The sequence below is a fragment of the uncultured Psychroserpens sp. genome, from assembly GCF_947494225.1.
GTDB lineage: Bacteria > Bacteroidota > Bacteroidia > Flavobacteriales > Flavobacteriaceae > Psychroserpens.
Map to the genome: position 1 here is coordinate 216,113 of NZ_CANLUG010000003.1, position 20,057 is coordinate 236,169.

Genomic DNA, 20,057 nt, shown 5'->3' on the forward strand with positions numbered 1-20,057 from the left:
CTACTCCTCTATCCTATCTTTTACAAATTCTACCTTGGTTTTTCCATGAGGTGCAGGTTTTCCATCTTTGCCCAGATTAACCATTATAATATTATCGACAGTGAGAATAGTTTCTCGTGTCATTTTATTTCGTACCTCACATTTCATTGTTAATGACGAACGACCAAACTTAATAACTTCAATACCAATTTCAATAATATCTCCTTGCTTTGCCGAAGCCATGAAGTTGATTTCAGACATGTACTTGGTTACTATTTTGGAGTTTTCGAGTTGAATAATTGTGTATAATGCAGCTTCTTCATCAATCCAAGCTAATAGCTGTCCTCCAAAAAGGGTTTGATTGGGGTTTAAATCTTCTGGTTTTACCCATTTCCGTGTATGAAATCTCATCTTTTTTTATGTAAAGATTACCATTTATTAGCAAAAACACATAATCTGATGTTAATCTTTTTTTAAACTTTTCTTAATCAAGGTGGTAAACATATTTGAAATGGTATTTTTAAAAAGCTAAATCAATCAAAATGAAACATCTTGTCACATTATTAATAAGTTTAATACTCATTGCCAGTTCATGTGCACAATCGCAAAGCACTCAAGTTGGAGGATCATGTGAAGGTTGTGAAGCTGTAAACGATTATGGAAAAAAAACATTACAATCTATAGATACCATACATGGCTTTAAAACTGAAACCGATAAAATTAAAATTAATGGCACAGTGTATCATAAGGATGGCAAAACACCAGCAAAAGATGTTGTTTTATATGTGTATCATACAGATCAAAATGGTCGTTATCCAACAAACACGTCTTCTAAAGGTTGGGAAAAAAGACATGGCTATTTAAGAACTTGGTTAAAGACAGATGAAAAAGGTTGCTATACTTTTTATACTACAAGACCGGCGTCATACCCAAATTCTACTGTCCCGCAACATATACATATAACGGTAAAAGAACCGAATGTTAGCGCTTATTACGTAGAAGATTTTTATTTCTCTGATGATCCTAATATTACGCCAAATATTGTCAAAAGAGCTAAGCCTAGAGGTGGATCGGGCGTTATTACTCTTAAGGGTAATGCTAAGATTAAAACGGCCACGAGGGATATTATTTTGGGATTAAATATTCCTAACTATTAATTAAAATAACGTATTACTTTCTTCATTAGGCACTTTTAAATTTGAACCTAAAGTTTCATTTAATTTCTTTATAAAGTAAGCAGAAAGTAATGGAGATTCTTTCTCAATATTTTGGTGTATAAAAAAATCTATCTCCTTAATGCCCTGTTCTTTCCAATCTTTTAATCTAGTCACCCAATCGTCTAATCTGGTGTAATCACTTTCATGATTTGCTCCAACGTAACGCACAAATGCAGTTGGACTGGTCAATCTCATGTGCATTAAGTCACGCCTTCCAGCCGTGTCTACAATAACGTTAGAAATATTATTTCGTTCTAATAAATCATATAATTGATTAGAAACGGCACTATCATTATACCAATTGGTATGTCTAAATTCTATGGCAAGTCCTATTTCTTTTGGCCAATTTTCTACAAAGTGCACCACTCTATCAAAATCTTTAGGTGCAAAATTTGAATGCATTTGAAGGAAAATAGTCCCGAGTTTTTCTTTTAAGTTAATAGCACTATTTAAATAATTATCCACGACTGCATTAACCTCATTGAGTCGCTTCCAATGGCTTATTTCTTGATTTAGCTTTGGAAAAAACTTAAACCCATTAGGAGTTTTATCATACCATTTAGAAAATTGTTCTGGAGGGAAAATTCGATAAAACGTGGCGTTTAACTCAATAGAATTAAATTGATTAGAGTAATACTGAAGTTCATCCTTGGTTCCGCGAGGATAAAATCCTTTGAGGTCGGCTTTATTCCATTTAGCACAACCCACGAAAATTTCGGGAAAATTATCATCCTTAACCCTATTTAATACACCAGCAGTATCAATATGATCTTGTGGCAAACTTAAATCTAAATCTTGGGGATTATCAACACTTCCAAATTTCATATTATCGTTTTTATCAAAGATACTAGTTATAAGTGAAGTTTATAAACTCCTTTTCAATGGTTGATATTTAGAATAACAAAATTTTAACATCTTAGTATAAAAAAATGTTTAATTTTGAAACGTTCATTTCAAATAGATATGCCTAAGACAGAAACATTTAATAAAGATTTAGTAATCAGTCAAGCCATCGAGGTTTTTCATGATAAAGGTTACAATGCTACTTCTATGCAAGATCTTGTTGAAGCTACAGGTTTAAATAGGTCGAGTATATATAATTCTTTTGGTTGTAAGCTTAGTTTGTTCATGGAATGCCTAAACGCTTACCAACTTAAATATCATAAGAAAAGTAATACGGTTTTATTAGATGCTAAAAATTCCATTGATGCTATAGAACTATTGTTCCATATGTACATGAATGAAATGCTTAGTGATAGTGAAGATCGAGGATGTTTGATTGCAAACTGCAAATCTGAAATGGCAAATCATGACGATAAGATAACATCGTTTTTAACTCAAAATCAAAACTATACTATAGATTTTTTCGAACAGTTGGTTGCAAAAGGACAACAAGACCAACATATAAATAGTAATAAATCTGCCAATGAATATGCATTGTATTTGTTTAGCTCATTACAAGGCTTTAGAATGACAGGTATACTTATTAGAGATAAAAAACATTTACAGAGTATTATTAAAACAATACTTCAAACTTTAATTTAATTTTTTTTAACCCTATTTGAAACGATTGTTTCAAATAAAATAATAATGTCAAATGAATACATTAAAAAACAAAGTCGCTATTATAACTGGCGCAAATAGTGGAATCGGATTAGCAACTGCAAAATTGTATCTAAAAGAAGGCGCAAAAGTTGTATTAGCGGCAAGACGGAAAGAGGCACTAGACACAGTAGCTAAAGATTTAGATGGTACATTTATAACTGTCGTGGCAGATGTTTCAAAACCTGAAGATAATGTCAACCTCATTAAAGAAGCGACCAATGCTTACGGAAACATAGATATTCTATTTCTTAACGCAGGAATTGCGCCTATATCCCCTACCACAGACATTACTGAAACACACTATGATGAGATATTCAACATCAATGTTAAAGGTCCGATATTGGCAGTAAAAGAGGCATTGCCACATATAAATGATGGTGGCTCTATATTATTTACTAGCTCAATTGTAAGTCAGAAAGGATTTGATGGATTAGGCGTATACTCTGCAAGTAAAGGAGCAATTAGATCTTATGCGCGTGTATTAACATCGGAGGTGAAGTCTCGTAGTATTAGAGTAAATTCTATTGCTCCTGGCCCAATTAGCACCCCTCTTTATGGAAAAATGGGGTTACCACAAGATGTCGTTGAAGATATGGGGAAAGGATTTGCTCAACAAGTACCTTTAGGGCGTTTTGGTACATCAGAGGAAGTTGCTAAAACGGCATTGTTTTTAGCCTCGGATGATGCCTCTTATATCAACGGTATTGAACTTGAAGTCGATGGAGGTTTGAGTCAGATTTAATTAAGACCTTAATTTTAAATTAAAGCGTAATGGTCTTATACCCATTACGCTTTTGTTAATAACACCGTTGACAACATCTAAAACCTGCCAGAAATTTCGCAAGCATAATGGCTATATTTAATAAAATTTAAAGCCATGAATGATCGATCTACCCACCTAAAATCTATACGCCCTGTCATTACTTCTGCACAAGTTAATGATTCAATGACCAGTGACGAGTGCTTTCAAAATGGGACTTTACGCCCAATTATTAAATTACAAAACCATTTATTAATTGCCGTTTTCAGGAATTACATTGATAAACGTAAAAATGTTTTTTACGATTTAAGTGTACCTAAGCAATTGGTCTATATTGAAAACGCCATTCATAAAGACATGAAGTTCAGAAATTCGGTTAAAGGAATGATAATTGGTCAGTTTACTATTGAAGAATACGAACTCTACATTCAAAATTCATCTGCATTGAATAAGCGCATGATGAATATTGTTAAAGATCGACTTGTAGCAAATATTCAGTTATTTTCTCAACCTTTGGCTAAAGCTATTTAGATAATAGATTCGCCATTTAAATTTGTGGTAAGTACATCACTCATATAATCAAAAAATGGTCTGATAGCCTTAAATGATGCATCAACATCATTAATAAAGTTGTCACTTACGACCTCCTTATCTGTATATTTTTTCGTAAAAATGTATTGCTTTTTTCTTATGAGGTCTATTGCGGGATGATCTTTGTCAAAATCTCTTGGTGCTGTTTTCAATTCATCACCAACAAAATCCCCCCAAATTGACTTAAACGTCTTATCACTTAAAATGTCACGTATCTCTTTGTCGTCTTGCTCAAACTCTCTTCTAATTCTTAGTAAATCATCTTTATTTGGTTCCCAGAACCCAGTGGCTATAAATGATTCATTATTGGGCTGAATATGTAAATAATAACCTCCTCTCAATTCTGGTTTTTTTCTATGAAACGAACCACCAAAATGAGTTTTATAGGGTAGTTTGTTTTTTGAGAATCGCACATCTCTATAAATTCTAAACAATTTAAAATTATCAACAACATCGTGCTTATTTATGGCCTCATAGAGATATTTATAGGCTTCTTTAGCCTTCGTTTCATTTGATTTGAACTCTTTTTTATGTTCATTAAACCAGTCTCTATCGTTATTTTTTTCTAATTTTTTAAAGAAGTCTAGAATTTCTTTTGAGAATTTTGGAGTCGCCATTTAATTTTATTTTTTCAGCTTAAAAATACAAAAAAACTAAGGACCTCCTTAGCAGAGATGCATTAAAAATCTAAAAAAACTAGATATAATGTTGTTCTATTACCACATAGTTTTTAACTATGTAAACCACTGATTTATAGAGGATAAAATGATTAGCTTTGAATAATTAATAAATCACTTGCATATTGCTGTTTTTTTTACTAATATGCGAGACTATTACTACAAATATATATACATGGGAAGACCTCCAACAAGACCAATAAAATTCAGAGATGGATTCTACTTGGAAATACGAAACAAAGGTAAATCTACTGGAATCAAACTACATAGAGACACTAAGGAGCAGATGATGCGTACTATTAAAGAATATGAACATTCAAAGGATGTACTCATATTAGGTGAGTCTAAAAATGGAAAATGGGTCAATAAAACACCTGTACTTCATGTTGTAGAAGATTAAAGTTTTTACAAATTTTAAGTGTTAAAACTCAACTCAATTTTATATTAACTATGAAATTTAGTTGAGTTTTTCGTTTTTAATAGCCCTAATTTTTATAAATTGTTATGTTTAACTAACTAAAATCAATTAATCATGACAGATTATTCTAACAATAAACCACCCGTTTGGTTTTGGATTGTGAGTATATTAGCACTTTTATGGAATCTTATGGGTGTTGTCGCATATTTATCGCCACATTTTATGACAGATGAAATGATTGCTGAACTCGAGCCACAACTTCAATTTGAAATGGCTTATGAACATCCTGCTTGGTACACAGCACTATTTGCATTAGCTGTATTTGGGGGTGTACTTGGTTGTATTTCATTGCTCATACGCAAAAAATGGGCTTATTTTCTTTTTATAATTTCATTTATATGTGCTACAACTCAACAAATATATTATGTAATGGAAGTTAAAGGAACAGACAAGGTAATGCCTACACTAGTCATTATTGTTTGTATATTTCTAATATGGTTTTCAAAGAAAGCCATCTCAAAAGCATGGATAAAATAATATCCTAACCAACCTATTTTATCCTAAAAAGGCATTAGAGAATTCTAATGCTTTTTTTTATTATTTTAATATTAGATTTGTTACACTAACTTTTTAAAAACAACCCATGACTATTTCAACCTTAGACTGGATTATAATAATCTTTTTTTTATTGCTCTTTGCCGGAATTGGTATTTATGTCTCAAAACAAGCAGGTAAAGATTCTAAAGCGTTTTTTCTGTCTGGTAGAAATATGCCTTGGTGGTTATTAGGAGTAAGTATGGTTGCTACTACTTTTGCTGCTGATACTCCAGGTCTGGTCACGCAATTAGTAAGAGAAAATGGTGTGTCAGGAAATTGGGTGTGGTGGGCCATGCTCCTCACTGGAATGCTTACCGTGTTTTTCTATGCGAGATTATGGCGGAAAAGTGGAATAACAACAGATTTAGAATTTTATGAATTACGCTACAGCGGAAAAATTGCAGGTTATTTACGAGGATTTAGAGCCATTTATTTAGGCGTAATCTTTAATGTCATTACTATGGCTGGAGTCTGTTTGGCAGGCGCCAAAATTGCCAATATTTTATTAGGTATTTCTCAAGGTGAGATGTTGTTGTACTCCTCTATTATTGTAGTTATTTATTCAGCCTTTGGAGGATTAAGAGGTGTTTTAATTACAGATTTTATACAGTTCATAATTGCAATGATTGGTAGTATATGGGCAACCATATATATTATTAACTTACCCGAAATTGGAGGAACAACCAACCTTCTATCACATGTAAATGTTAGTGATAAGTTAGCACTTTTACCCGATTTTAGTAATACCGAAGCCTTAATTACAGTACTTATTATTCCTATTGCAGTACAATGGTGGAGCACGTGGTATCCTGGAGCCGAACCAGGTGGTGGTGGCTATATTGCACAGCGTATGTTGGCTGCAAAAGATGAAAAACATGCAACTTGGGCTACTTTATTTTTTAATGTTGCTCATTATGCTATCCGTCCATGGCCATGGATTGTTGTTGGTTTGGCCTCATTAGTTGTATTTCCAAACTTAGAAAGTATTAATCAAGCATTCCCTAGTCTATCTGCATCAATGCAAGGTGAAGATGTTGCCTATGCCGCAATGATGACCTATTTGCCTGCAGGTTTAATAGGAATTGTTCTTTTATCACTTATTGCTGCATTCATGAGTACAATATCTACACAATTAAATTGGGGAAGTTCCTATATTGTAAATGACTTTTACAAGCGATTCATAAAACCTGAAGCTACCGATAAAGATCAAGTTTTGGTAGGTAGAATTTCTACTATTGTATTAATGATTTTGGCTGCTGCCTTTTCATTTTTCTTGCAATCTGCAGGTGAAGTGTTGAACTTATTGCTTCAAATTGGTGCTGGTACTGGATTACTTTTTATTTTACGCTGGTTTTGGGGAAGGATAAATCCGTATAGTGAAATTGCTGCTATGATAATTTCATTTATCATTGCTGTTTTCTTCTTTATTAATGGTAAGATGGAAACTCCAATGATAGAACTTGCAGGTCATTGGCAATTGGTATTTGGTGTTGTGGTTACAACTATAGGCTGGATTCTTGTGACTTTGTTAACTAAACCAACAGATGACAAAACGCTTCATTCATTCAATAGCCTCATTTTTGGTACTGATTCTAAATTTAAAGGTTTTGGAATGAAAATTCTAGGGTTTTTCTCTGGTGTTATAGGTGTATATTGTGCGCTTTTTGCTATTGGTAATTTTATCTATGGAAAAACAACGTTAGCATTTGGCCTAGTTGCAGGGGTTATTATTTGCGCACTATTAGTTAGAAAGGCGCTAAAATCTGCTCAATAATTTAAAATAAATGTTATGCTATGATTATTAAAGGGCGTTAATATGATAGGTCACTAAACCTTCAATAGGTCGTCTTTCAAAGTTACCAACTGTAAAGCCTAATTCGTTCGCCACTTCTCGTATTTCGGTTTCTGAAAAGAACGCAATAGATCCTGCAAAATGTACAGGAATCGTTTTTAATTCTTCTTTATACTGAAAAATCATATTCTCACAAAATTGTCTAAATCCCTTTTTTATAAGATTTTTTATATAGACCGAATCTTTATTCAAAAACATAAATTCGGCAAAATTCGCTAGATAAGCGTTCGGATTTGGTTGTTTATAAAGGTTGTATTTTATATAATCGGCTTCTAAATTGTATTTATGGTCAAATGCTACTTTAATGTCTTCTGGCATGTTGTTATAATAGTAATCTTTCACAAGCTCTTTTCCATAATAATTACCTGAAGCATCATCCATAAGCGTATATCCTAGAGATATTACACGTTGATGCAATTTATGACCATCAAAATAACTGCAGTTAGAACCTGTGCCCATTATGCAAACAATAGCGGCTTCATTACTGTGATTAAGCGTTGCTCTTACAGCAGCCATAGTATCCTCTTGAACGTCTACTATTGCATTAGTAAAAACAGATTCTAAAACACCTGTTAAGATTAATTTAGGGTTAGTTGTACCACAACCTGCGCCATAAAAAAAGACATGTGTAACTTGGTCTTTAAACCGCATTAACTCATCACTCTTTTTTATGATTTTCTTGAGCTTCTTTTCTTTTAGTATTGCAGGATTAAGTCCTTTAGTTCGAATTTTCTCGTGAAGTTGTTCTCCATTACTATCTACCGCAATCCAGTCGCATTTAGTAGAACCGCTATCAGTGATTAAAATCATGATTTATTTTGAAAAAGAAATCCGCAGTGAGATTAGCACTACGGATTTAAATGATTATTTATAACGTGTTGACTTTTTGAGCTAAGTCGACTAATTTATTTGAGTAAGCAAATTCATTATCGTACCAGGCTACCAACTTAAAAAACTTAGAATTCAATTCGATACCTGCATCGGCGTCAAAAATACTAGTACGTGTATCACTAACGAAATCTTGAGAAACAACGGCATCTTCAGTATATCCAACAACACCTTTCATTGTGGTTTCGGAAGCCTTTTTAAACGCAGCTTTAATCGCTTCTAGAGACGTCTCTTCCTTAGTTCTAACCGTTAGATCTACTACAGATACATCTGCAGTTGGGACTCTAAACGCCATACCTGTTAACTTTCCGTTCAATTTCGGAATAACCTTCCCTACAGCTTTAGCTGCTCCAGTACTAGAAGGTATGATGTTTACAATTGCTGAACGACCTAAGCGATAATTTTTTCGTGATGGTCCATCTACCGTTAACTGTGTAGCCGTACTTGCGTGAATTGTTGTCATTAATGCTTCTTCTAATCCGAAATTATCATCAACAATTTTCGCCATTGGCGCTAAACAATTTGTTGTACAAGACGCATTCGATACAATCTTATGATCTCCTGTTAATTCATTATCATTAACACCCATTACAAACATAGGTGCATCTTTACTTGGTGCAGAAATAACAACTTTTTTTGCTCCTGCTTGAATATGATAGTCTGCTGTATCTAAGGTTGTAAAAATCCCAGTACACTCTGCAATAACCTCGGCTCCTACTTCATCCCACTTCAAGTTTTTGGGATCTCTTTCGGCGGTGACTCTTACCGTTTTTCCATCAACAACTAAGTGACCATCTTTAACTTCAACGGTCCCATCAAAATTTCCATGTACAGAGTCATATTTTAATAGATACGCTAAATGCTCTACATCTAGCAAGTCATTAATTGCAACAACATCTACATCATCTCTTTTTACTGTTGCTCTAAAAACGATTCTTCCAATTCTTCCAAAACCGTTTATTCCTAATTTTAAATTTGACATCTTTTCTTTATTTTCTATTATTTATTATTAATTTTCGTTGGAATTAGTCGCTATTATGTAGACATAATATCAGACACTCGTAATAATTCCATATTTATTTCAGATTTACCTTTTACGGCTTTATCCAAAGGGGTTAATTCAATTTTATCACTTATTAGACCTACCATGTAGTTTGTTTTACCCTCGAGCAAACTTTCTACTGCTTTTACGCCCATTCTACTGGCTAGTACGCGATCAAAACAAGAAGGTGATCCACCACGTTGCATATGTCCCAAAACGGAAACACGTACTTCATACTCAGACATGTTTTCATCAACATAATCCTTAAGTTCAAATACATTTTTTCCTATTTTATCTCCTTCAGCAACAACAACAATACTTGAGGACTTACCCGATTGTTTACTTCGACGTAAAGATTCTAATAATCGATCGAGACCTAAATCTTCTTCGGGTATTAAAATTTCTTCGGCTCCTGCTCCAACACCAACATTTAATGCTATATGCCCAACATCACGTCCCATCACTTCTACGAAAAACAAGCGATTATGAGAACTTGCTGTATCTCTAATTTTATCAATAGCATCAACTACTGTATTTAAGGCTGTGTCGTAACCTAAAGTATGTGAAGTACCATATATATCATTGTCAATTGTACCTGGAATTCCAATAACAGGAAAATCGAATTCTTTATTAAAAATCATGGCTCCTGTAAATGTACCATCACCACCAATGGTTACTAAAGCATCAATATTGGCTTCGGTTAATTTTTCGTAAGCCTGTTGACGTCCCTCAGCTGTTCTAAAGGTTTTAGAGCGTGCCGATTTTAAAACGGTTCCGCCTTTGTTAATAATACCCTTCACACTACGAGCATTCATGGCTTTAAAATCGCCTTCAATCATACCTTCATAGCCTCGATAAATGCCAACGCATTCTATCTCGTGAAATGCACAAGTTCTAACAACAGATCTAATGGCTGCATTCATTCCTGGAGCATCTCCTCCAGAAGTCATTACACCAACTTTTTTTATCTTTTTTGACATATAAATTCTGTTTCAAAAAGTAAAGCTAGTAAACAAAAACAACAATAAAAATGGAATTGGACTTTATTTAACAGTACTACAAAAACTCAAACGTTTTCGTTAATAAAAAAAAATAATTTTGTTAAAAAATAGCTGAATTAATTGCCTTTTGTGTCCTTTTTTGATTTGATATTAATAAAGTCTGGTGTTAATTTTTCAAGGTCTTCATCCTTCTTTTCACCCTCTTTTTTCTTTTCCTTTTTATTTTTTCCAGAAAATATGATTTCAAGAAGTTCTTTAAATGTATCAAATTCTACATTATAAGTAATACCTGCGCCTTGTGTATATCCAATTTCTTCTCCAAAATTTCTAATGCTGTTTTCTCTGTTGAAAAAGGATGCTTTAAGTGTACCATCTTCATTAAGTAGAATATCAATTCTTACATCACCAGCAATTACCGTTTGGTCTACACCACCAATAGGTACACCAACTTTACCGTTAATTAAGATTCTATCACTAATTTTTGTACTTAGTGTAAGGTCTAAACGGTCTCCAGTCTGATATTCTGCCGTTTGTTCTCCCGGGTTAATACCAAAAGAAGCTTGAACTTTGTCATTACCAGTAGATAAAATACTATTTAAAAGATCATTTACTCTATCTGACACTGTACCATAGGCCTGTTGACCTAAGCCAATATCACTTTGAAATGATCCAGTAACTAAAAGAAATGTTCCTTGTGTAAAACGACTTTCTTTAGTCTCTAGTCTATAATCGAGCTCAGATTTTATAGTCGAATTTACGTTAGGAAAGTTAAAGGTGAAATCAGATTCAGGTTGTTCTAATTGTCCAACTAGATTAATTTCTACTTCAATTGGTATTTCTCTATTGATTGGATTATCTAATAATACAGATGGATTCGCATCTGTGGAATATATGGCAGTAAGATCAATATTGGCCTTTAATGGATCTCCTTCCCATCGAATACTTCCACCTGGTTCTACCTCTAATTTCTTTTGAACCAATCCACCATAAGCAAAATTATAATTACCCTCAACAATTTGGAAATCTCCAAACATTTGAAACTTTCCGTTAGTATTGATATCAAACAATAAATTTCCATTTCCCTTCCCTTGAATTGTACTCCCTTGGTTTTTATCAATCACAATTTCAATATCTGCATACGGATTAACAAAGAGGTTGAACTCGAGCTCAAGCCCTTTAATTTCCGTCGTATTTACAACCTCTCCTTTAAGACGTGCTTCTTTTTCTTCAGGTGTAATAAAATGGATATAGGAGTTCTCCCCATAAGTTTCATAGTCATTGAGTGGAATTTTAAATACAGTCCCTTCAGCTGTACTTCCGTTAAATTCTATCTTTAACTCATTTGTAGGACCAGTAATATCTGCAACTCCATTAACAAAAGCGGTTCCATAATACAATTCATCTTCATCATATTCAGTATCAAGGACCAGTAATCTATCGGTTTCTATTTTCAACCCTAATCTCCAATCTGAAAAATTCTGATGTGCAATAAATCCATTTAAAGTGGCTTTAGAAAAGAATTCTGAATCTGTAATCTCTACATCTTGAAAAATAAAGCGTTGTGACTCTAATTTTACACGAGAATCAAAATCGAAACTATAATCTATATTAAGGTATGGAATTGTTAATCCGGCATTATCTAAAAGTAAATCGCCATTAAATTGTGGCTCTTTTAAGCTACCTGAGACTTTAGCATTCCCAGAAACCAAACCTCTAATATTGGTAATTACGCCTTCTCCGAAAGGATCTAACGGATCTAATAAGAACTCCTCAAAAACGACATCCAAATTAATAGCATTGGAGTCCACGTCTATTGTTCCTTTGGCGTCTAACGACTTTAAATTATCATTTATAAGCGTCACATCAACATCATAATTTGTTAACGACTGGTTCCCTTTTACTAGTGCTTTCAGTTCACCTAGTTCAAAATCGTTTGCCTTTAATTCACTTATGGTCACGCTCGAATTTGGTAAATATACACCATCCTTTTGCAATACTTCTAGTTTACCATTTACGAGTCCTTCGAGAGACAAACTATCTATTCTTGGTGTAATTTTAGTGAGATCAACATCTGTAAAATCTAGTTTTAGATCTTTGTAATTATTACCATTCAGCACGCCTGATAACTCAATACGTTCATCAAAGTGGTTCATGACCATTTGGCTTATATCAAAGTTTTTAAAGTCTCTTGTAAATACAACCTTATGTTGGTTGTTCTTTTCTTCATTTAATGTCCACGTATTTCCTTTAAAAGTGACATCAGATTTTCTAAATCCGACAACAGATTTGTTGTTTTCGTCTATAGTATAGAACATATTAAGATCAAAATCATCGGCATTTTTCTTTCCGCCTTTAAATTCTGATTTAATAAATAAAGTATCTCGTTGCGTTACGTTAATGAGGCTAAATTTTGAGATGTCGTAATATTTTGTACTCAAAGTGTCAATTTCAACATAGGTATTAAATAATGGGTTGCTATTATCAATTAACACCGATATATCATTTGCAAAGTAGTCGAACAGCTTAATTTGAGGCGATTTAAAAGTTAAATTGAATTGCTTTTCGTCGGTTTCAATTCTTCCTTTTACTGTTGTATTAGGCCCCAACTCTATATCGTGGTAAAAGACTTCGACAATTTTATTATAAATTTTAAAATCGAATTCTACGTATTGATCTGTTTCTATTTCATTTGGAATATAATTGGTATAAATACTACCTACCGAATTCTCAACTAATTTGCCAATATCTCTAAATTTGAAATTACCACTCATTGTTCCTTGAATGATATCTGGTGAGTTTATAGTTAAAACTCGTTTATCTTTTTCAAACTTAGATTCTACCTTAAAATCTTTAAAATAATATTCATCATTTTGATTGATATAAGTAGTGTTTTTAAAGTTTAGCGTTCCGTAGGCATCATCAACTGAAGCCCCTTTCATTGAGGTCGTTACATTTCCTCTGAAAATAGAAATACTATCTTTGGTAATAAAATTAAGGGCTCTTAAATTGGCGTATTCCACATTGGCATTAAAATCGAAAGCCTTAATATCCTTTGATAAATCTGCCAAACCATTAAACTTAAATTTAAAGTTTTCATCTTTCGATTCTAACAAGCCATTAAAGATTTGATTTCCTAGTTTACCAGAAACATCAACATCTTTATAATCATAATCATTATATTCTATATGAAATACTTTCCCTGTAATTTGTGTGCTCAAATTATCTATTGTAAACCCTTTGCCATCTACATCCAAATCAAATGAGGTGGTATTTACTTTTGGATCATTTAATAAAGCGCCTAAATTGAATTCATCAAAAACAACATTCCCTTTGTAGCTAGCATTATCAATATCATCAACATGTGTCATATTCATATCTGAAACGATAAGACCAAGGTCAGTATTAATATTTAGATCGGCATCAATAGTAGAATCTGTTATAAAAGACGTTCCGGTAATCGTAAAGTTTCCAAGTTTTGAAAACACGCTAGGAATAGACTCACCAAGAATATTTGGCAACAATGCCCTTAAATCAAAATAATTAGATGTTAAATTATCAAAGCGTCCGTTCATCGAAAAATCTCCATCTTCCTTACTAAACAGGTTTTTAAAGTTTATATCTCCATAAATTCTACTTCTTCCGCTGGCATTAAGTTGAAGGTTTTTGGCATTTAAGTCGTTAAGCGTTCCTGAAAGATTAACATTTAATCTTGCTTTTTGATTTGCTCCAAACTCATTATAGAACGTATTGAGGTCGTTAAGAAAAACTTCAGAGTCTTTAAATCGGGCTGTAACTTTAACCTTATCTTCAAAATCTTTAAAATCCTCACGATCATAATCGAAACGAATATTTCCGAGGAGTTTAGAATTTTCAGTTTTAATACTTAAATTATCAAAACTCATATGATCTAAAGTATACTCGAAATCTGTAGACATATTTTTTACGTAGGCTCCACGACTATCTTCAAACTGTAATGTATTTATTCTAGCGTTGACATCACTCCCAGCAATCACAAAGTCTGTAGCGTTTATATTAAGATCTTTAAACTCTAATACCTTTTGAGTGCTTCTATTTTCATCTATAAGTCTAAAAGTCCCATCATAGATAGATACATCACTTGAGGACAATAAAAACTCGCTCTTCTCTTTTCTAGGATTATCTTCGTCAAATTTTGCAACAAAAATATCAAGATTAGTATCTGTTGCTCCTTGATACGTTTTGACATTAAAGGTCAAGTCCATAATATCAATATCTCCAAAGTTTAATTTGCCATTGGAAATATTTCTATAATTAAGGATAGATGTGTTAAGCTCATCAATAGCAATAAGGGTATCTTTTTTATAATCTTCAATATAAATTTCCTTAAGTTCTACATCTCCGTTAAACTGAAGTCCTACCTTACCAATATTGATGTTTGTTCCAAAGTCGTCATTAACCCTTTTAGTCACATATTTTCCTAATCGTGTTTGAACAGCAGGAATAGATAATACCAACACCAGAATGATGAACAAGAGCAAAATAATTGCCAATATTTTTGATACTATTTTTAGGAATTTCTTGATACGCTTTGAAAGTTATAACTTTGACCTCAAAATTAACAATTATTGTGCCTAATTTATATTAATGACATCACAAAATATATATATTCTTGCCATAGAGTCATCCTGCGATGATACTGCGGCTGCCGTAATGCATAACGGTAAAATTTTGAGCAACATTGTTGCCAATCAAAAAATACATGAAGAATATGGCGGTGTTGTGCCAGAATTAGCGTCTCGAGCGCACCAACAACATATTGTTCCTGTGGTAGATCAAGCCTTAAAAAAAGCAAGCATCAATAAAGAACAACTAAGCGCAATAGCCTTTACACGAGGTCCTGGTCTAATGGGATCTTTATTGGTAGGCACTTCATTTGCAAAGTCTTTGGCATATGGTTTAAATATCCCACTTATTGATGTAAATCATATGAAGGCTCATATTCTTGCACATTTTATAGAAGAAGACACCTTTGAAAAACCTCCATTTCCGTTTTTGGCAATGACGATATCTGGTGGTCATACTCAAATTGTTAGAGTAGATTCTCATTTTGACATGGAAGTTATTGGTGAAACCATTGATGATGCTGTTGGAGAGGCCTTTGACAAGAGTGGTAAATTATTAGGATTGGGTTATCCTGCAGGACCAGAAATAGATAGAAGAGCAAAATTAGGAAATCCAAAAGCCTTTACTTTTACCAAACCCAGAGTGGACGGACTTAATTTTAGTTTTTCGGGATTAAAAACGGCCATTCTCTATTTTGTTCAGAAGCAAGTAAAAGCCAATCCAAATTTTATTGAAGAGCGATTAGATGATATTTGCGCTTCTATTCAATATACAATTATTGGAATTTTAATTGATAAACTGAAGTTGGCTAGCAAGCAAACCGGAATTAAACATATTGCCATTGGTGGGGGTGTATCAGCAAACACAGGGATACGTGAAGCTCTAAAAAATGGAGAGCAAAAATTTGGATGGACCACATATATTCCTAAGTTTGAATACACAACAGATAATGCCGCAATGATTGCTATTGTAGGTCATTTAAAATATTTAGAAGGTGATTATGCCGATCAAAGTATAATGGCGTCTGCCAGATTAAAACTATAAGAATGAAGAAAGGTAGATACTTTGTAAGTACATCATTCTAGTTGAAAATGAAAAAACACTTTCCGCATATATATTTTTGGATAACAGCGCTCATCATTATTTTGATTGGTGAATTTTCACATATCTTTTTGAATACTGCTTTAGATTTTAATCTGCATGATACTTATTATGTTATAGCTACTAGACATCTTTCTACAACCCTAAGTATCCTTTATGTGTTAGCCGGCTTAATCTATTGGATGCTTAAAAAATGGAACATAAAACTGTATGTAGTTTTAACAAAAACCCACACTTATGTGACTATTGGGGTTGTTTTTTTATATCAAACCATTATTAGTTATTATACATTCATTAATCCACCAAATATCTTTAGTAATGATAACCAACAATTTTTAATTGCGACGTTGATTTTTTCGGCACTTGTTGTACAATTGTTTTTTATTGTAAATATTATTTTTTCAGTAATACGACATTTAAAGATTTCAAAACCTTAGAATTTATTATGGCATTCAATGAACAACTCGCTATGCGAATAAGAGAACAACTCAATTTATTTCCAGAAGATTTCACAGAAAAAAAAATGTTTGGAGGTTTATCTTTCTTATACAAAGGAAAAATGACAGTTGGTATTATCAAAGAAGATTTGGCGGTAAGAATTATCCAAAGTAAAATGGATATAGAATTAGCAAAAGATAGTGTGAGACCAATGGATTTTACTAAACGACCAATGAAAGAGTTTGTTTATGTGTCACAGGACGGCTTTAAAACAGAAACCGAACTATTACATTATATTGAACTCGGCCTAGAGCATGCAAAAAGTAAACTATAGATGGATGATTTTTACATTGTAGTTTTATCGGTCAACCAGTTTTTGGATGGGCTTTTTTTTGGTTTTTCTTTAATGATGATACTTGCCTTAATTGCATACTTGTTTTTTAAGAATGTTTTTATTTTTAATTTTATTCATCATGCTATCAGAGTGGCTAGAATTCTGGCTATTATTTATTTTAGCCTTTATTTATTGTCAACCATATCATACTACAGTTCTAGTGATTTTAAATTTTTTAGTGAAAGAGCTAAAGGCCCATATGCTTGGGTATATTGGCTCATGCTTTTACGACCATTATTATTTTGTGGTTTAATCCAATTGTTTTGGTTTAAAAAAATAAGATCAAAGATGCGTTATATTGGCTTACTAATATTACCAATTGCAATACTCACATTATTTTCTGGCGCAATGTTTGAAAAGTTGGTAATTATAAGTGCATCCTTTCATAGAGATGTCATCTCTGAAGGGTCTCAATTTGGCACAGATTTATTTTTTATTCTAGCATTACATATCATTGAAACCTGTGTTGTTTTTAGCGCATTAGTTTTTGTGAGTTGGATTATTAGAAAAAAAACTACATCCTAAATACATTATTCAAACGTTACAGCATGTAACATCAATCCAAACGCAGGCGTTATAAAATCCATAGGGCATGAACGTTATTTTATAAGTTTTTACAAAATTTTTGCATGTATTGTTATTGGTTACTAATTGAAGTTTTATTTTTAGCCATAATCTATTGCGAGTGAACACAAAATATCCATTTGACCCATCAATTAAGCACCATATCATTATTGCACTGGGTCTTGCTCTTTGGATTTTTGTGTTCTTATATTTTACCGAACCTCTTGATGTTAATGAGTTTGGAGATAAAGAAAAACTCATCTATTTGCCAATATATGGAGGCATTGGCGCTTTTTTATACAGTTTGGTATTACCATTTCAATACTGGTTATACAAAAAGGAGAAGTTTGTTTGGAAGCGATCAAGTGAAGTGCTTCTCTTAGCCATATTTATAACGATTTCAATTGCTATTTTACGGTTTTTCTATCTGCATTTTATAGTAGAATGGCATCCAAATGCATATGATTTTTGGTATCATTTAAAAGCCATTATGTTACCAGCCATTTTAACCATACTTCCTATTGTTATTATTGGTCGTTATGCTTTCGGAAAGTATAAGGATAAGAAACTTGAGGAACAAAAAATCGAGATTAAAGGAGAAGGACATTATGAAAGTCTGCGTCTTCAACTGAACGATTTAATAAGTATCCAATCATCAGATAATTATATTGAAGTCTTTTACTCTAGCGGAAATGTTCTCAAAAAAACACTCATTAGAAACAAGTTATTTGTGGTCGAAAAATCCTTTCCAGAATTGCTACGAACACACCGCAGTTTTATTGTTAATCCATTTCATTTTCAATCATGGAAAACAGAAAAGAGCAAACATTATTTAGAGTTATCTTTCCAAATCGAAGTGCCAGTATCTAAAACATACTTAGCGCATGTGAAAAGTCAATTAAATTTCACCACAGCATAAATGCATTTCACCACAAACGCCCATTATAATTGAATTAAACATGATATATAAAATAGATTTGTTTCAGAAAGTTTAATCACATAACATCAATTATTATGAAACATTTAGTCACATTCGGTATCGTTTTTATCTTCAGTATTAATTCAATATTTAGTCAAGCTCAACTTTGTGATTGCAAATCTGATTTAGATTTTTTAGTTGAAAAACTAAAAGGAATGCCCTCATATAAAAAACAAATTAAAGGGGATAAACTCATCAAATTTCAGAATACTTATAATGATTTATCTCAAAAAATGGTATTTCCAATTTCAATAGCCGATTGCTTTAGTCTGCTTAACCAACAACTTATGGTTATCACAGATTATCATGCAAGTGTTAGAGCTAAGGCTACTTATTTATCGGAAGACGATTATTATGATGAGCAAAGACAACAAGCCTTTCAAAATACCGAAGCTTTTAAAAATCATCCTAAATTTTCAATGGATTTAGCACAATTAGAATCCAATTTAAAAGTCAAATCAAACGATGACATCGAAGGAATTTACAATTATGGTTCACAACAAACGGTTGGTATAACTAAGATTAACGATAGTACCATTGTTGGTGTTGTCTTAACTAGCACGATTAAAATTTGGGAGCCTGGGCAAATAAAGTTCGTCGCTCAAAAAAATCAATTTGGAAAATATGACATGTACACTTACCACAATAGAAGCAGACAATTACTTATGGTAAAAAATTTAACGCTTGAAAATGGGCGAATCTGGAGTTATAAGAAAAAAGGTAATACCAATAATTATGAAACCGATATAAAGAACAAATCAAATTGGGATTTTAAGCAAATTAATGATGACGTTCAATATGTTTATTTTGGAAAATTCAGCAGTTCAAGTTCAGAAAACAAAAAGGCCTTTAGACGTTTTTATGAAAACCATAAAAATGGATTTACCGCAAAACACATAATTGTTGACTTAAGAAGTAATGGTGGTGGAAATAAAAAACTGTCGGATCCTTTCTTAAAATTATTCAGAAAAAGCAAGGCTAAAATATATGTTATAACCAATTGCTATACAGGAAGTAATGCAGAGCAGTTTACACTAAAACTTAAGAAAATAAAAGGTGCCATTCATTTAGGTCAAACAACCTATGGTGTGCTGGCATATGGTATTAATTATGGTACTAGTTATGACACACCATCTGGACATTTTAAGATAACACCAACCGATATGAACTTTCACAAGTATTTTGAATATGAAGGTTTAGGTGTTATGCCAGATATTAAATTAGATTTTGATAGGGATTGGATAGAACAAACTTTGGAGATTATTGACGAAAACAACTAACAACTTATTGCATTAACATGTTTCTAATATGGGATTAAACTTTCTTTATCTTATCATTAGATAAACTGCTAC

General features: G+C 32.7%; 20 protein-coding genes. 13 read left to right on the plus strand and 7 right to left on the minus strand.

The window, feature by feature from the left end; genetic code table 11:
• Nucleotides 1-390: a hotdog domain-containing protein gene (locus tag Q0893_RS08825; RefSeq protein WP_298901785.1), complete on the minus strand. Its 390-nt coding sequence runs from the start codon at nt 388-390 to the stop codon at nt 1-3.
• Between the two features lie 131 nt (nt 391-521).
• Between Q0893_RS08825 and Q0893_RS08830 the strand changes: the two genes are divergently transcribed.
• Nucleotides 522-1,136 carry an intradiol ring-cleavage dioxygenase gene (locus Q0893_RS08830; RefSeq protein WP_299274553.1) on the plus strand — a complete coding sequence of 205 codons (615 nt, stop codon included), beginning with the start codon at nt 522-524 and terminating at the stop codon, nt 1,134-1,136.
• Here Q0893_RS08830 and Q0893_RS08835 read toward each other — a convergent pair whose 3' ends face one another.
• Nucleotides 1,137-2,021 (minus strand): DUF72 domain-containing protein, encoded by an 885-nt coding sequence (locus Q0893_RS08835; protein ID WP_298901789.1) that lies wholly within the window; start codon nt 2,019-2,021, stop codon nt 1,137-1,139.
• A 114-nt stretch (nt 2,022-2,135) separates the two neighbouring features.
• Here Q0893_RS08835 and Q0893_RS08840 point away from each other — a divergent pair, with 114 nt between their 5' ends.
• The 3 genes from Q0893_RS08840 to Q0893_RS08850 all read left to right on the plus strand — a co-directional run bounded on the left by Q0893_RS08840 (nt 2,136) and on the right by Q0893_RS08850 (nt 4,092).
• A complete protein-coding gene (locus Q0893_RS08840) occupies nt 2,136-2,741 on the plus strand; it encodes a TetR/AcrR family transcriptional regulator (protein WP_299274556.1) in 606 nt (201 codons plus the stop codon).
• A 52-nt stretch (nt 2,742-2,793) separates the two neighbouring features.
• A complete protein-coding gene (locus Q0893_RS08845; RefSeq protein WP_298901793.1) occupies nt 2,794-3,543 on the plus strand; it encodes an SDR family NAD(P)-dependent oxidoreductase in 750 nt (249 codons plus the stop codon).
• Between the two features lie 135 nt (nt 3,544-3,678).
• Nucleotides 3,679-4,092 carry a glyoxalase gene (locus Q0893_RS08850; protein ID WP_298901796.1) on the plus strand — a complete coding sequence of 138 codons (414 nt, stop codon included), beginning with the start codon at nt 3,679-3,681 and terminating at the stop codon, nt 4,090-4,092.
• Here Q0893_RS08850 and Q0893_RS08855 read toward each other — a convergent pair.
• Entirely contained in the window at nt 4,089-4,769 is a 681-nt protein-coding gene (locus tag Q0893_RS08855; protein WP_299274560.1) for a DUF2461 domain-containing protein, read from the minus strand. The genes Q0893_RS08850 and Q0893_RS08855 overlap by 4 nt on opposite strands.
• Before the next feature lie 235 nt (nt 4,770-5,004).
• Here Q0893_RS08855 and Q0893_RS08860 point away from each other — a divergent pair, with 235 nt between their 5' ends.
• The 3 genes from Q0893_RS08860 to Q0893_RS08870 all read left to right on the plus strand — a co-directional run bounded on the left by Q0893_RS08860 (nt 5,005) and on the right by Q0893_RS08870 (nt 7,618).
• Entirely contained in the window at nt 5,005-5,229 is a 225-nt protein-coding gene (locus Q0893_RS08860) for a hypothetical protein (RefSeq protein WP_230935659.1), read from the plus strand.
• A gap of 132 nt (nt 5,230-5,361) precedes the next feature.
• Complete coding sequence (locus tag Q0893_RS08865) at nt 5,362-5,784, plus strand: hypothetical protein (protein ID WP_298901799.1); 423 nt, start codon at nt 5,362-5,364, stop codon at nt 5,782-5,784.
• Nucleotides 5,785-5,890: 106 nt separating this feature from the next.
• On the plus strand, nt 5,891-7,618 hold the full coding sequence (locus Q0893_RS08870) for a sodium:solute symporter family protein (protein ID WP_298901801.1): 1,728 nt from the start codon (nt 5,891-5,893) through the stop codon (nt 7,616-7,618).
• A gap of 27 nt (nt 7,619-7,645) precedes the next feature.
• On the opposite strand, the gene Q0893_RS08875 is transcribed toward Q0893_RS08870, so the two are convergent.
• The 4 genes from Q0893_RS08875 to Q0893_RS08890 form a co-directional block, all read right to left on the minus strand.
• Nucleotides 7,646-8,506, minus strand: coding sequence for an N-acetylglucosamine kinase (locus Q0893_RS08875; protein ID WP_298901803.1), 861 nt, complete (start codon nt 8,504-8,506; stop codon nt 7,646-7,648).
• Nucleotides 8,507-8,564: 58 nt separating this feature from the next.
• Complete coding sequence (gap, locus tag Q0893_RS08880; protein WP_298901806.1) at nt 8,565-9,566, minus strand: type I glyceraldehyde-3-phosphate dehydrogenase; 1,002 nt, start codon at nt 9,564-9,566, stop codon at nt 8,565-8,567.
• A gap of 53 nt (nt 9,567-9,619) precedes the next feature.
• Nucleotides 9,620-10,606 (minus strand): 6-phosphofructokinase, encoded by a 987-nt coding sequence (pfkA, locus tag Q0893_RS08885; protein WP_298901808.1) that lies wholly within the window; start codon nt 10,604-10,606, stop codon nt 9,620-9,622.
• Nucleotides 10,607-10,743: 137 nt separating this feature from the next.
• The gene (locus Q0893_RS08890) at nt 10,744-15,156 is read right to left on the minus strand and encodes a translocation/assembly module TamB (protein ID WP_299274565.1); all 4,413 of its coding nucleotides are present in this window, start codon (nt 15,154-15,156) and stop codon (nt 10,744-10,746) included.
• Between the two features lie 94 nt (nt 15,157-15,250).
• On the opposite strand from Q0893_RS08890, the gene tsaD reads away from it, so the two are divergent.
• From tsaD to Q0893_RS08920, 6 genes are all read left to right on the plus strand, one after another.
• Nucleotides 15,251-16,273 (plus strand): tRNA (adenosine(37)-N6)-threonylcarbamoyltransferase complex transferase subunit TsaD, encoded by a 1,023-nt coding sequence (tsaD, locus tag Q0893_RS08895; protein WP_299274567.1) that lies wholly within the window; start codon nt 15,251-15,253, stop codon nt 16,271-16,273.
• A gap of 47 nt (nt 16,274-16,320) precedes the next feature.
• Nucleotides 16,321-16,767, plus strand: a complete 447-nt coding sequence (locus Q0893_RS08900) for a hypothetical protein (protein ID WP_298901815.1) — start codon at nt 16,321-16,323, stop codon at nt 16,765-16,767.
• Between the two features lie 8 nt (nt 16,768-16,775).
• Complete coding sequence (locus tag Q0893_RS08905) at nt 16,776-17,102, plus strand: TfoX/Sxy family protein (protein ID WP_298901817.1); 327 nt, start codon at nt 16,776-16,778, stop codon at nt 17,100-17,102.
• Complete coding sequence (locus Q0893_RS08910; RefSeq protein WP_298901819.1) at nt 17,103-17,687, plus strand: hypothetical protein; 585 nt, start codon at nt 17,103-17,105, stop codon at nt 17,685-17,687. It begins immediately after the preceding gene.
• A 160-nt stretch (nt 17,688-17,847) separates the two neighbouring features.
• Nucleotides 17,848-18,645 carry a LytTR family transcriptional regulator DNA-binding domain-containing protein gene (locus tag Q0893_RS08915; RefSeq protein ID WP_299274570.1) on the plus strand — a complete coding sequence of 266 codons (798 nt, stop codon included), beginning with the start codon at nt 17,848-17,850 and terminating at the stop codon, nt 18,643-18,645.
• Nucleotides 18,646-18,740: 95 nt separating this feature from the next.
• Nucleotides 18,741-19,985 (plus strand): S41 family peptidase, encoded by a 1,245-nt coding sequence (locus Q0893_RS08920; protein ID WP_299274573.1) that lies wholly within the window; start codon nt 18,741-18,743, stop codon nt 19,983-19,985.
• The last annotated feature ends 72 nt before the right edge of the window (nt 19,986-20,057 follow it).

Bases quoted from the DNA above. Each gene is read 5' to 3' on its own strand.
- Q0893_RS08825 (WP_298901785.1), bottom strand. From the start codon at position 390: ATGAGATTTCATACACGGAAATGGGTAAAACCAGAAGATTTAAACCCC.
- Q0893_RS08830 (WP_299274553.1), top strand. From the start codon at position 522: ATGAAACATCTTGTCACATTATTAATAAGTTTAATACTCATTGCCAGT.
- Q0893_RS08835 (WP_298901789.1), bottom strand. From the start codon at position 2,021: ATGAAATTTGGAAGTGTTGATAATCCCCAAGATTTAGATTTAAGTTTG.
- Q0893_RS08845 (WP_298901793.1), top strand. From the start codon at position 2,794: ATGAATACATTAAAAAACAAAGTCGCTATTATAACTGGCGCAAATAGT.
- Q0893_RS08850 (WP_298901796.1), top strand. From the start codon at position 3,679: ATGAATGATCGATCTACCCACCTAAAATCTATACGCCCTGTCATTACT.
- Q0893_RS08855 (WP_299274560.1), bottom strand. From the start codon at position 4,769: ATGGCGACTCCAAAATTCTCAAAAGAAATTCTAGACTTCTTTAAAAAA.
- Q0893_RS08860 (WP_230935659.1), top strand. From the start codon at position 5,005: ATGGGAAGACCTCCAACAAGACCAATAAAATTCAGAGATGGATTCTAC.
- Q0893_RS08865 (WP_298901799.1), top strand. From the start codon at position 5,362: ATGACAGATTATTCTAACAATAAACCACCCGTTTGGTTTTGGATTGTG.
- Q0893_RS08870 (WP_298901801.1), top strand. From the start codon at position 5,891: ATGACTATTTCAACCTTAGACTGGATTATAATAATCTTTTTTTTATTG.
- Q0893_RS08875 (WP_298901803.1), bottom strand. From the start codon at position 8,506: ATGATTTTAATCACTGATAGCGGTTCTACTAAATGCGACTGGATTGCG.
- gap (WP_298901806.1), bottom strand. From the start codon at position 9,566: ATGTCAAATTTAAAATTAGGAATAAACGGTTTTGGAAGAATTGGAAGA.
- pfkA (WP_298901808.1), bottom strand. From the start codon at position 10,606: ATGTCAAAAAAGATAAAAAAAGTTGGTGTAATGACTTCTGGAGGAGAT.
- tsaD (WP_299274567.1), top strand. From the start codon at position 15,251: ATGACATCACAAAATATATATATTCTTGCCATAGAGTCATCCTGCGAT.
- Q0893_RS08900 (WP_298901815.1), top strand. From the start codon at position 16,321: ATGAAAAAACACTTTCCGCATATATATTTTTGGATAACAGCGCTCATC.
- Q0893_RS08905 (WP_298901817.1), top strand. From the start codon at position 16,776: ATGGCATTCAATGAACAACTCGCTATGCGAATAAGAGAACAACTCAAT.
- Q0893_RS08910 (WP_298901819.1), top strand. From the start codon at position 17,103: ATGGATGATTTTTACATTGTAGTTTTATCGGTCAACCAGTTTTTGGAT.
- Q0893_RS08920 (WP_299274573.1), top strand. From the start codon at position 18,741: ATGAAACATTTAGTCACATTCGGTATCGTTTTTATCTTCAGTATTAAT.